General features: G+C 46.1%; 13 protein-coding genes. All 13 read left to right on the forward strand.

Annotated features, from left to right (window positions below):
* Positions 1–101: 101 nt before the first annotated feature.
* The 13 genes from AC1RNB_RS04665 to AC1RNB_RS04725 all read left to right on the forward strand — a co-directional run bounded on the left by AC1RNB_RS04665 (position 102) and on the right by AC1RNB_RS04725 (position 12,600).
* Positions 102–743 carry an LON peptidase substrate-binding domain-containing protein gene (locus AC1RNB_RS04665; protein WP_493081129.1) on the forward strand — a complete coding sequence of 214 codons (642 nt, stop codon included), beginning with the start codon at positions 102–104 and terminating at the stop codon, positions 741–743.
* A 111-nt stretch (positions 744–854) separates the two neighbouring features.
* Positions 855–1,583: a type III pantothenate kinase gene (locus AC1RNB_RS04670; RefSeq protein ID WP_493081131.1), complete on the forward strand. Its 729-nt coding sequence runs from the start codon at positions 855–857 to the stop codon at positions 1,581–1,583.
* Complete coding sequence (gene bamG, locus AC1RNB_RS04675; protein ID WP_493081132.1) at positions 1,555–2,931, forward strand: BamG family beta-barrel-assembly machinery protein; 1,377 nt, start codon at positions 1,555–1,557, stop codon at positions 2,929–2,931. The genes AC1RNB_RS04670 and bamG overlap by 29 nt, the downstream gene beginning before the upstream one ends.
* Positions 2,924–3,529 carry an LPS export ABC transporter periplasmic protein LptC gene (lptC, locus tag AC1RNB_RS04680; protein WP_493081134.1) on the forward strand — a complete coding sequence of 202 codons (606 nt, stop codon included), beginning with the start codon at positions 2,924–2,926 and terminating at the stop codon, positions 3,527–3,529. Before bamG ends, lptC begins: the two co-directional genes overlap by 8 nt.
* A gap of 58 nt (positions 3,530–3,587) precedes the next feature.
* Entirely contained in the window at positions 3,588–4,577 is a 990-nt protein-coding gene (locus AC1RNB_RS04685; RefSeq protein WP_493081136.1) for a potassium channel beta subunit family protein, read from the forward strand.
* Between the two features lie 238 nt (positions 4,578–4,815).
* A complete protein-coding gene (locus tag AC1RNB_RS04690) occupies positions 4,816–5,334 on the forward strand; it encodes an RNA polymerase sigma factor (RefSeq protein ID WP_493081138.1) in 519 nt (172 codons plus the stop codon).
* Positions 5,327–6,049 (forward strand): hypothetical protein, encoded by a 723-nt coding sequence (locus tag AC1RNB_RS04695; RefSeq protein ID WP_493081140.1) that lies wholly within the window; start codon positions 5,327–5,329, stop codon positions 6,047–6,049. Before AC1RNB_RS04690 ends, AC1RNB_RS04695 begins: the two co-directional genes overlap by 8 nt.
* A 12-nt stretch (positions 6,050–6,061) precedes the next feature.
* A complete protein-coding gene (locus tag AC1RNB_RS04700) occupies positions 6,062–7,444 on the forward strand; it encodes a DUF4097 family beta strand repeat-containing protein (protein ID WP_493081141.1) in 1,383 nt (460 codons plus the stop codon).
* Positions 7,445–7,739: 295 nt separating this feature from the next.
* Entirely contained in the window at positions 7,740–9,011 is a 1,272-nt protein-coding gene (locus AC1RNB_RS04705; protein WP_493081143.1) for a hemolysin family protein, read from the forward strand.
* 39 nt (positions 9,012–9,050) lie between these two features.
* Positions 9,051–9,455, forward strand: a complete 405-nt coding sequence (locus AC1RNB_RS04710; RefSeq protein ID WP_493081145.1) for a nucleoside 2-deoxyribosyltransferase — start codon at positions 9,051–9,053, stop codon at positions 9,453–9,455.
* Between the two features lie 154 nt (positions 9,456–9,609).
* Positions 9,610–10,422 carry a twin-arginine translocase subunit TatC gene (gene tatC, locus AC1RNB_RS04715; RefSeq protein ID WP_493081147.1) on the forward strand — a complete coding sequence of 271 codons (813 nt, stop codon included), beginning with the start codon at positions 9,610–9,612 and terminating at the stop codon, positions 10,420–10,422.
* 158 nt (positions 10,423–10,580) lie between these two features.
* On the forward strand, positions 10,581–11,036 hold the full coding sequence (rpiB, locus tag AC1RNB_RS04720; protein WP_493081149.1) for a ribose 5-phosphate isomerase B: 456 nt from the start codon (positions 10,581–10,583) through the stop codon (positions 11,034–11,036).
* 22 nt (positions 11,037–11,058) lie between these two features.
* Positions 11,059–12,600: a M28 family peptidase gene (locus AC1RNB_RS04725; protein ID WP_493081151.1), complete on the forward strand. Its 1,542-nt coding sequence runs from the start codon at positions 11,059–11,061 to the stop codon at positions 12,598–12,600.
* The last annotated feature ends 59 nt before the right edge of the window (positions 12,601–12,659 follow it).

The following is a 12,659-nucleotide window of genomic DNA, read 5'->3' on the forward strand; positions in this document are numbered from 1 at the left end:
TCTTTGTTCTGGATTCTATGTTCTCTGTTTTGGATTTTTTGTTCGATATTCTTTGTTCGATATTCGGTGTTCGTTATTCCCAATCCTCCTACTTTTGTTGAATGACGAATTTCATTCCGATATTCCCACTGGGCATTGTGGTATTTCCCGGTGAAAAACTGAACCTCCATATTTTTGAAGAACGTTACCGGCAGTTGATTTCAGAATCTTATGCCGGGGGCAGACCCTTTGGCATTCCCTGTGTACTGAACAATGGTGTATCCGAAATGGGAACATTGGTGGAAGTAACCAAAATTGTAAAAGTGTATGAAGATGGTAAGATGGATATTCATACCAGGGGCTTACAGGTGTTCCGGATCCTGGAGCTGATAGAATCGGTACCAGACAAATTATACAGCGGTGCGATTGTAAACTATCCCGAAAACGCGGAAAGGATACAAAGCGAGCTGGTACAGAAAGTGCTGAAAGGCATCCGGGATCTGCACCGTTTGCTGAACGTAAGCAAGGACTTCGGCAAACCTGATACCGAACTTACCAGCTACGATCTGGCCCATCACGCCGGGCTCTCGCTGGAAGAGGAGTATGAATTGCTGGGCCTGCTGCACGAACTGCAAAGACTCGAATACCTGAAACGTCATCTCAACAAAGTACTACCTGTTATGGCCGGCATGGAACTACTCAAAGAAAAGATTCACCTGAATGGCCATTTTAAAGAATTGAAAGGCTTTACTTTTGATAAGTGAGGAAGTGAGTAGTCGGTAGTGAGCAGGAAGTAAAAGCCATTTCCAAAAACTCACTACTGACTACTCACCACTCACGATTCAAGATTGACCATTCACCATTGACCATTCCCCATGCAAACCACCCTTTGTTTCGATTTTGGCAATACCCGTTTAAAATGCGCTGTTTTTCACGACAGGGATTTTAAAGAGGAGTTTGTACTGGAAAATGCAGGTGCCGATGCCTTGCTGCAACTGCTCAACCGGTTCCGGCCGGATAAAACCATTCTGTCATCGGTCATCAATCATCCGCCGGAGATAGAGGAGTTACTGGCTACCCATAGCCGGTTTCACAAACTGGGGCATACCAGCAAACTGCCTTTTACCACGCCGGTGGGCAAACCCGAGACCATTGGGGCCGACAGGTTGGCCATTTGTGCGGCTTCGGTAGATCTTTTTCCCCAACACCATAACCTGGCTATTGGGCTGGGTACCTGTATCACCTATAATTATATCAACCAGGCCCATGAATTTCTGGGGGGAAGTATCTCTCCGGGCATGAATATGCGGTTCCGGGCCATGCACGAGCAAACGGCTTTATTGCCCCTGGTACAGGCCGAATCTACCTTCCCGCTGGTGGGTTACGACACCAAAACCAACCTTTTAAGCGGTGTGATACTCGGAATGGCTAAGGAAATTGACGGAATAATTGACGCTTATGCCTTGAAATACAGCAACTTTAACGTGCTGTTAACCGGGGGTGATATGGGTTTTTTTGTACCGCACCTAAAAAACAAGATATTTGCCGACCCTAACTTAATCTACAAAGGCCTGTATGCGATCAGTGAGTTCAACAACCGCTAGGATTTTCCTGGCATTTTTACCGGTTTTTTTTCTGCTTGGTTCCTCTGCGCAACAGAACTCCCCTTTTTCAAGGTATGGTCTGGGTGAACTGTATTCCAACCAGCATGTGATCAGTCGCGCCATGGGTGGTCTTTCTGCCGCTTATGCCGATGGATTGAACAATAACGTAGGACAGGCCGTTAACTTCAACAACCCGGCTACTTACGGTTCTTTCTACATGACTACTTTTGATGTGGGTCTGACCATCGATACCCGCACATTGATCAGTAACAATCCTACCGGTAAGTTTTCCTCAAAAAACTTTACGCCTTCCTATATTTCTGTAGGTCTTCCCTTAAAAAAAACAAAGGGCTGGGGTATGGCATTCGGTTTAAAACCGCTCAGCACCATCAACTATTCCATCGAAAACCGCAGTGTTATGGCGGGAACGGGAGATAGCCTTCTGACCGTATATGACGGGCAGGGCGGTCTGAACCAGTTTTTTGTAGGTATTGGTAAAAAGATTGGCAATTTCAGTATCGGTTTCAATACCGGCTACAATTTTGGTAAAAGAGAAATTAATACACGTAAAGCTTTCCTGAACGATACCGTAGCCCATTACCAGGGACTTTCCTCCAGCAAAACCAGTTATAGCGGTATTTTTCTGCATGGTGGATTGCAGTACGAGTTTTCGGTTGGCAAAAAAGTATTCGCCGAAACCAAGACCACCAATAATTACCTGCTCAGAATGGGTGTAACCGGAACGTTGCAGCAGCAATTATCTGCTTCGCAGGATCAGATCAAACAAACTTATACGCCTACTACCAGTGGTGATTTTAAAATTGATTCAGTTTCTGAAGTATATAATATCAAGGGAAAGATTACCCTGCCGTCTACCTATGCCGCCGGACTTACCCTGCACAAAACCGTTACCAACCCGAGAGGTGTTTTTGAACTCTGGTCTATCGGCGCAGAATACACAGCTACCCAGTGGACCAAATACCGTTTTTATGGACAGCCCGATCAGTTGGCAGATAGCTGGCAGTTGAAACTGGGTGTGCAGTTCAGCCCCGATCCTTTATCGGGCCGTGGTTACTGGAACAATGTGAACTACCGTGCCGGTTTCTTTACAGGTAAAGATTATATCAATGCAGATGGGAATGGTTTAAAGCAAACCGGTTTCTCTCTGGGTGCAGGTTTACCGATCAAAAAATGGAGAGCGTATGATAACCAGTTCACTTTTCTGAATACAGCTCTACAGTTTGGTAAAAGAGGAACGGCTGTTAATAATGTCACAGAAAGTTATTTCCAGTTTACTTTTGGTATGAGTTTAAGCGATCTTTGGTTTATCAAACGCAGGTATGACTAAACTGATCTCACATAAAATATTTTTTACAGCAGCCATTCTATCCGGCTGCTTTTTTTTGTGGGGTTGCGAAAATGATGTGAATGAAGTGCGGGAGCTGGGGCGGAAAAAAGAGAATATCGAAGAGGGCAAAAATATCAGCAGTTACCTGAGTATGGACGGTAAAATGCGGGCACATCTTACGGCCCCTTTAATGCTGCGCATTCAGGGAGATACCGGACGGAGAACAGAATTTCCCCGATCCTTACACGTGGATTTTTATAACGATAGTACTGCACAGATCGAAAGTCAACTGAGTGCGCTCTATGGCAATTACCTCGAAAACCAGAACAAAGTATTTCTCCGCGACAGCGTAGTAGCGTTTAATGTGAAGGGCGATACCCTGTTCTGCAAAGAAATGTACTGGGACCAGAACCTGCAGAAATTCTATACCGACAAGGAAGTAACCATCAGCCAGCGTTATCCCAAAAAGCGATTCTCGGGTGTAGGTATGACCTGCAACCAGGACCTCACTAATCTTACCTTATTCAAAATTCAGCCCGGTAGTTTTGCCATGATCGCAGATAGTCTGGCGAATGGGACGGATACGACGCGGAAATAAAAAGGTACACAACCTGCTCCTCTATATTTAATACCTTGCAGTTCTAAATAATAGTCACATGGAATACAGAAGAATGGGCCGAAGCGGTCTGCAGTTAAGCGTACTGAGTTTTGGCAGCTGGGTTACTTTTCACAAACAGATCAGCGATAACAGTGCCGATGAACTGATGGGCATTGCCTACGATAACGGTATCAACTTTTTTGATAACGCGGAAGGGTATGCTCTCGGCGAAAGTGAGAAAATGATGGGGCGGGTACTGAAAGCCAAAAAATGGGACAGAACCTCCTATACCCTTTCTTCCAAAGTATTTTTTGGCTGGCGCGGGGCAGATAACAAACCCAACCAGACCGGTTTAAGCCGCAAACACCTGGTAGAAGCCTGTCACGAAGCACTTGGCAGACTGCAAACCGATTATCTCGATCTCTATTTCTGCCACCGTCCTGATACACAAGTGCCCATTGAAGAAGTGGTGTGGACCATGCACAACCTGATACAACAAGGCAAAATATTATACTGGGGTACCAGCCAATGGAGTGGTGCCGAGATCATGGAAGCCCATCGCGTAGCGCAACAATACAACCTGATAGGCCCTACGGTAGAACAACCACAGTACAATATGTTTGAGCGGTTTAAAGTAGAGCAGGATTACCTGCCGGTATACCAGAACGTAGGACTGGGAACCACGATCTGGAGTCCGCTGGCGGCTGGTTTTTTAACCGGCAAATACAATAACGGCATCCCCGAAGATTCGCGCCTGGCCATTGAAGGTTTTGGCTGGCTCAAAGACCGCTGGATCCAGGATGTAAAACTGGAGAAAGTAAAAAAACTGACCCATCTGGCCAATGAGCTGGGTGTATCGCTGGCTTCGCTGGCCATCGCCTGGACCATCAAAAACCCCCATGTAACCACCGCCATCCTGGGTGCTACCAAAAAAGAGCAGTTATTCGAAAACCTGAAAGCCCTCGAGAGCCTGCAAGTTCTTTCTTTGGAAGTTATGGATAAGATAGAAGCTATTTTACAAAATAAGCCCGTGCTGGATCTCGCTTAGGCTTGGTTAGGTATATAGAGTATATATAGTAAATAAAGTATATAGAGTATATAAGTGGTGGGGGCGATAGGCACTCATCCGCTTTATTTACCCTGTATACTTTATTTACTTTATATACCTATTTACTTTATATACTTTCCGAAAAAATAATTACCAGCACCTTCCAACCTTTCCCAAACCTCCAACTCTTATTCCCAGACAACCATTGGAACAGGCTAACACCATACAAACGGCTGTTGTGAGAAAAGCCTGTAAGGGCGATACAGAAGCGCAGGCCTGGCTATACCGGCAGTATAGTAAGGGTATGTTCAATATCTGTACCCGCATGACAGGTAACCGCAACGATGCAGAAGATGTTCTGCAGGATGCTTTTATACTGGCATTCCGTAACCTGGGTCAGTTAAAAGATCCGCTGCAGTTTGGCGGCTGGTTAAAGCGGATTGTGGTGAATGAGTGTATCCGTTACAGCAAGAAAAATTTCTACTGGAACGAATGGGAGGATGAAAGAAACAATATGATGGTGGAGGAAGCAACCGAGTGGTGGAAAACCGTGAGTTTCGAGATCATTCACCAGGAAATCAAAGGTTTGCCGGATGGCTGCCGGCAGGTATTCAACCTCTTTGTGGTGGAAGATTTCAGCCACAAAGACATTGCCGAACAGTTGGGCATCTCAGAATCAACAAGTAAAAGTCAATACCACCGGGCGAGACAGTTATTAAAAGAACGCATCACCCGTCAATTACAGGCACATGGATGAACTGAAAAAATATCTACGGCAACACGCCGATCAGCTGGATCTGGACGAACCCCGTTTACAGGTTTGGGAACAGATCAAACAGCAATCGGCCAGCGCACCCAAAACTACTGTAGTAGTAATGGTTACCCGCTGGGCAGTAGCTGCCTGTGTACTGCTGTTGGCCGGTATCGGCGGCTGGTGGTTATTGCAGGAGAAACATACCACAACAGAACTGGCCAGTCAGCAAAAACCAGTTACAGAAAAAGCAGCAACGATTACCAAAGCGCCTGTAACACAAACAGAGAATACAGCAACAGACGTTCTGACCCAGGTAAAGGCTCCTGTTAAAAAAGAAACAGCTGTGGCGGAACCCCAAAAAAGAAGACAACCTACAGCTGATATGATTGCCCTGCAGCACATGGAGAACAGTTTTACCCAGGTAATTAACCTGCAGCGTGAGCGGGTAAGCAGCATCCCTATGTACGCAGAATCGCCGGCTTATTTTAATGATTTTGCCATACAGATCAGGCAAATGGAGAAAGATGAAAAACAGATCAAATCAGACATTGCAAGGCGCGGCATGACTGATGGATTACTGGATCAGCTTATCAATCTCTACCAGCAGAAATTAACCATTCTCAAACAATTACAAATGGAAATGACCAAGACCAACAACCGCTACAAACAAAACCGCGTGCCTGTTGACTCTGCCAAAACCTATTTCCTGAAAATCTAAATGCATCTTATCATGAACAAAATGAAAAAGAATATTTTTTTACTGACGGCTGTCCTGTCAGGAGTTCTCTCACAGGCAACGGCCCAACAGGTGGTTACCAGTACCCCGCCCACCCCATCGGTCAATCAGGTGCGCGTGGCACCAGAAGCAAGAGAAGTCAGGGTGATCAATGGAGAAAATATGAGGGCTACCAAAAACTACAAAGACGAAGACCTCAAATCCAAAGAAGTAAGTAAAGAGGTATCAGTACCCAAGGGGGGAGAAATCTATATTGAGAATGCATCCCGTAATATCATCATCAAAACCTGGGACCAGCCCAAGGTAAAAGTAACCACCACGGTTTACTATGATGGCGAAAGCAAATTGTCGGATGAAGAATGGCTCGAAAAAGTGAATCTCTCTTTAAAAACACTGGGTAGTTCTGTGAAAGTGAAATCCGGTAGTATCGGTGGCAGTACATTTTATTCTTCCGGATCGGGTGGTTTTACCTACTATGGCCCGGGCGGCTCCGGAAGCGGTGTGGCCGTATTCAATGGCAACGGCCAGAACGTGGGCACCAAAGCCAATACCAAAAGAATCGTAACAGTGACCATTCCTACAGGCAGTAAGTTAGATCTGGAAAGCAAATATGCCGATGTATCTGTACCGGCGGGTATTACCGATGCCAGTATCGATATCACCAACGGTAACCTGGAAGCAGAGAACCTGGGCAAACTCGTTCTCCGTTCCAAATATTCCAATGTGAATGTGGGCGATGTGAAGAATGCAGAGATCGAATTTACCAACGGCCGTTTCAGTGCCAAAAACATCAACGACCTGGATATTGACAGCAAATATTCTAGCATCGAAATGGCTTCGGTAGATAAAGTAGTGATGCGCAGCACCAACGATGAATATGAACTGGAAGAAGCCGGCGATATCCGCGGCCGCAAATCCTATGGTAATCTCCGCATTACCAAACTGAATAACGCGATAGATATAGAAGGCAGCAATGCTGATATCAAGATCCGGAAAGTAGGCACAGCACTTAGCCAGATCAAGATCGATGATAAATATGCTGATATCCGCATCCCGCTGCGCGATGTAAAAAACTACAGCGTTGATTTTACCGGCGGCTACAGTTCGGTATATGGCAATTTTGAAAAGAAAGTGTCGCAACCCACTGCTGCTGCGGAAAAAGCGGAGAACAAGACCACTAAAGAAGCGCTGTCGGCAGAAGAAAAAAGTGTATTGAAAGCAACCACGATAACAGGAATAGTAACCGGCCCCGGCCCCAGAATGCTGACCGGATGGAGAGACGATAACAGCCCCAATCTGTTTACCGCCACCGTTGGCGATGGTAAAGGACTGAAAATTGTGATGAAATGCCAGAATTGTACGGTGGACTTTAAATAATCCTCTTTGAATATCGAATATCGAACAGGGAATATCGAATGTCGATCGGAGTAATACTTCGGTGTTTCCCGCCAGGGCGGGATTCGATATTCGATATTCCCAAGATCTCACACAGCCGATTTTCTCATGTTGTACCTATCGGTGACCATGCCCCGTTTTTACGGGGCATTTTTGGGGGAGGGCGTGAGTCGTCAGTCGCGAATCGTGCGTGTAGAATAGTGTCCCACTCACCCCTGACGACTGCCGACTCACGACTGCCGATTCACGACTCACGAATTTTATGTAATTTTCCTCCATGACTGAGCTCTATACCTTTATCTGGATCGTTGTTACACTGCTCCTGATCGGTTTTTTTGCCGGTTATGAGATCGCATTTGTATCGGCCAACCGGTTAAGTATTGAACTGAAGAAAAAGCAGGGCAAAAAAAGCGGCATCATCCTCTCCAATTTCATGGAGCATCCCGCCCGTTTTATCGGCACCTGCCTGATCGGTTTAAATATCTTTCTCGTTATATATGGATTGTTGGTTCATGAACTGATGTCGAAAACCATCTGGACCGCCCTCTGGACCAAACTGCAATTTCAGAACGAGTATGTGAAACTGGGATTTGATACCCTGATGTCATCGCTGGTGGTACTGGTGTTCGGAGAGTTCATACCCAAAGCGGTTTTCCGCGCCAGGGGTGATATCTTATTGAGTTTTTTTGCAAGGGTGGCCAATTTCTTTCATGGCCTCTTTCTGCCACTGACCAATTTTTTTGTTGATGTATCGCAGTGGATCCTGAAATATATGTTCAATGTACGGGTGAACGACCGGAACGATGCCTTCACCAAAGTAGACCTCGAACATTTTTTTCAGCAAACCAAAGAACAGGATGAGGAAAGCCAGGAACTGAATACCGAACTGTTCGAGAATGCATTGAGTTTACCGATGGTAAAAATCAGGCAGTGCCTGGTGCCGCGCACCGAGATAGAAGCGATCGATATCAATACCTCTGTAGAAGAAGCCAAGAAAACCTTTATCAGCACACAGCTGAGTAAACTGGTGGTGTATGATGATAATATTGATTCGATACTCGGTTATATACACCAGCTGGATCTCTTTAAAAAACCCGCCACTATCCGCGAAGTACTGCATCCCATTATGGCAGTGCCTGAGAGTATGAGTGCTACGGACCTGATCAGCAAATTCACCAAAGACAGAAAAAGTATTGCCTGGGTGGTGGATGAGTTTGGCGGCACTGCAGGTATTGTGACCATGGAAGATGTGCTGGAGGAAATTTTTGGCGAGATCCAGGATGAGTATGATACCGAAGAACTGGTAGAGAAACAACTGGCCGAAGATGAGTTTATTTTAAGCGGCCGTATGGAACTGGACTACCTGAATGAGAAATACGATATGAAATTCCCCGCCAGCGATTCTGAAACACTGAGCGGTTATATCATCAACGAACACGAGACCATTCCCAAACAGAAAGAGACCATCATCATCGGCGATTACCGCTTCGATATCCTGAATGTGAGCGATACGCGGATCGAATCTGTGAAAATGAAGATCCTGCGCTAACTCCATCTGCCGCAGCCAGATCTGTGGTAAAACCATACGATGAAAAAAGCCTATCTCTCCATCGGTTACCAGAACAGGCAAAAGCTTGCAGCCGAAATAACAGTTATCAGAGAACTGTTGTCTGCCCACCAGATAGAACTCTTTGTTTTTGTAGACCAGTACCAATTTGCCCCGGAAGAAGAACAGCAAATGATGCAACAGGCTTTCCGGGATATTTCCGGCTCAGACCTGCTGCTGGCCGAAGTATCAGAAAAAGCCATCGGGGTGGGTATTGAGATCGGTTATGCTGCTGCTTTAGGCAAACCCATCATTTACCTGCGCCAGACCCAGGCCGAACATTCTACCACCGCTGCGGGCACAGCCGGATATTCGGTCATCTATCCCGGCGCAGCCGAAATAGCCGGCCTGCTGGCACCCATACTGGCCAAACTGGAACAGCAGTGAGGAAGCACAGCGGCAAAACCCGATCGGCCGCCATCCTCCTTCTCCCAAAACCCCTGTTTTTTATGTTCTCCATACCCGTAACTTTGGCGGCTGACAACAGTCAAAGAACGCAATGGCAATATTTAACAGAAACCGGGGTTCAGAAAAAAGTGAGATGACCTTTATCGATCATCTCGAAGAATTAAGGGTCCATATCATCCGTTCCGTACTGGCTATCCTGGTAATGGCCGTCGTGATTTTTATTTACCGCAACTGGGTATTTGATAATGTGATCTACGGGCCGCTGAATCCTGATTTTATCAGCTACCGTAAACTCTGCCAGTTCAGTCAATGGGCACATATGGGCGATGCGCTCTGTATGCCTGCTGTAAAAGTGAACATGATCAGTAATACATTCGGTGGTCAGTTTCTGAGCAGTATTTCCATGGCCCTGATCGGTGGTATCATTGCAGCTTTCCCCTTTATTTTCTGGGAGTTCTGGCGTTTTGTAAAACCTGCCCTCAAAGAAAAAGAACTGAAGAATACCCGTTTTGTGATCTTCTGGGTGAGTTTCTTTTTCTTCACCGGAGCCGCTTTCGGTTATTTTCTGCTGGGTCCGTTTACGTTTAACTTCCTCGGCGGTTTCCAGCTGGGTACACAGGGTTTTATTACCACCATGCCAACGCTGGCAGATTATATAGACAATCTTACCAATATCATACTGGGTTGCGGACTGGCATTTGAATTACCGGTTCTCGCTTTCATACTCACCAAAATCGGCCTGATTACACCGGCTTTCCTTCGCCAGACACGAAAATACGCGCTGGTAGTGATCCTGATCCTGGCAGCATTTATCACCCCCAGTCCCGACTGGATGAGCCAGATGATCGTATTTATTCCGTTATGGTTACTCTATGAACTGAGTATCCTCGTTTCTGCCCGCGCCAAAAGGGAGCAGGATAAGACGGAAGATGAGGAGTGGGATTAAGGGTGAAAAGTTAAAAGTTAATAGTTAAAAGTTAATAGTTGTTATTACCACTAATGACTATTAACTTTTAACTATTAACTGCCTCTCCTCCCCCATTCGTACTTTTTTTTAAGCCCTTTACGCTCAATCTGTTACCTTAGTCACCCTAATTTACAAACATGCATTTCGTATTCGACCCTTCTAAACCCATTGCCATTGGTTGCGATCACGCCGGTTTTGAATATAAAACGGCCCTCGTAAACTGGTTAACCCAAAAAGGATTTCAGGTAAAAGATTTTGGTACTAATTCTGCCGATTCGGTTGATTACCCCGATTTTGCCCATCCCACAGCCTCCAGCGTAGAGAAGGGAGAATGCTCATTCGGCATCCTGCTCTGCGGAAGTGCCAACGGCGTGGCCATCAGTGCCAATAAACACCAGCAGATCCGTGCCGGTCTTTGCTGGCAGAACGATGTGGCCGTACTGGTTCGTAAACACAACGATGCCAATATGATCTGTATCCCCGCCCGTTTTGTATCGCTGGCGCTGGCAGAACAGATGCTGGAAATATTCATGACCACTGAATTTGAAGGTGGCCGCCATGCTACCCGCGTGGGTAAAATTGCTTGCTCTTAACTCAAAACTATACCCAACAACGATGAAAAAACTACTATTGCTCTGCCTGCCATTTGCCGCTACCCTGGTTATGGCACAGAAAGGGGATGATGCGTCTGCCAAATATGCGGCATTGATCACCCAACAGGGATTAAAAGAAAAACTGACCATCCTGGCCAGCGATGAAATGGAAGGTCGTGAAACAGCTTCTCCCGGTCAGCGGAAAGCAGCTGCTTACATAGAAGACTTTTTCAAAAAAATAGGTCTGAAACCCGGTAACGGCGATAGCTACCAGCAATTATACCCTGTTTACCAGGAGGTACTCAACGAAAAGGATCTACGTGTGAATGGCAGATCTTTTGAGTGGGATAAGGATTTCATGTTCAGCATGCAAACCGTCTCTACCGGTAGCTGGACCTATAACGGTGTGGTATTTGCCGGTTACGGTATGGTAGATTCTGCCAACAAAGTAAACGATTATGCCGGCCTGGATGTAAAGGGCAAATTGGTACTGGTACTCGATGGCGGCACTACAGCAGCCCCCGCCGGTGGTGGACGTGGTTTTGGCGGACCCACTATGGCCAAAATGAATGCGGCCCGCAGAAACGGCGCAGCAGGTATACTGATCATTTCTGCTGATTTCCCACGCGCTAATCCTACTTCTGTAAAGGGACGTATGAGCATCACATTGCCAACGGCTTCAGCCAATGCTAGCAATTTCCTGGTAGCTACGGTTTCTGAAGAAGTGGCTTCTGCTTTACTTGGAAGAACGGCCCGGATTTCGCAGTCTGATCTGAAAACAACTGCTAAAGGAAACTATGTTTCTGAAGTAGTGATTCATACGGCTAAAAAAGTAGAGACGCTGGAAAGCAGCAATGTGATTGGTGTTTTACCCGGAACCGATAAAAAAGCAGAATATGTGTTTCTGACCGGACATTACGACCACCTCGGCAAACAGGGTAATGTTATCTATTATGGTGCAGACGATGATGGTTCCGGCACCGTTGGCGTAATGCAGATGGCCGAAGCTTTTGCAGCTGCTGCCAAAAAAGGCAACAAACCCCGCAGAACCATGATCTTCATGACCGTTAGTGGTGAAGAGAAAGGGTTATTGGGCTCTGCCTACTATGCCGATCATCCTACAGTAGATATGTCCAAAGTGTCTGTTGATCTGAACACAGATATGATTGGCCGTGGCGATGCTTCGCGTAAAGGAGATACCCTGAATTATATCTATGTGATCGGTCACGATAAATTAAGTTCTGACCTGGCACCGATCAATGAAAGCGTAAATAAACAATATGTGAATATTGCGCTGGATTATAAATACGATGATCCCAATGATCAGAACAGGATCTACTACCGCAGCGACCATTATAACTTTGCCAAAAAAGGCGTTCCTATCCTGTTTTTCTACGATGGAATGCTGGGTGCAGATTATCACAGACCTACCGATACAGTAGACAAGATCCAGTTCGGCATCATGGAACAACGTACCAAACTGGTGTTTCATACTGCCTGGGTAATCGCCAACCGCGACGAAATGCTGAAAAGAGATATCCCGTTAACCATGCCGGCGAGATAAGTATCTCCCGTCAACATACCCTACTAAAGAAGCCGCATCAGATCGATGCGGCTTCTTTA

The organism is Sediminibacterium sp. GW821-FHT12F12, from assembly GCF_058806635.1.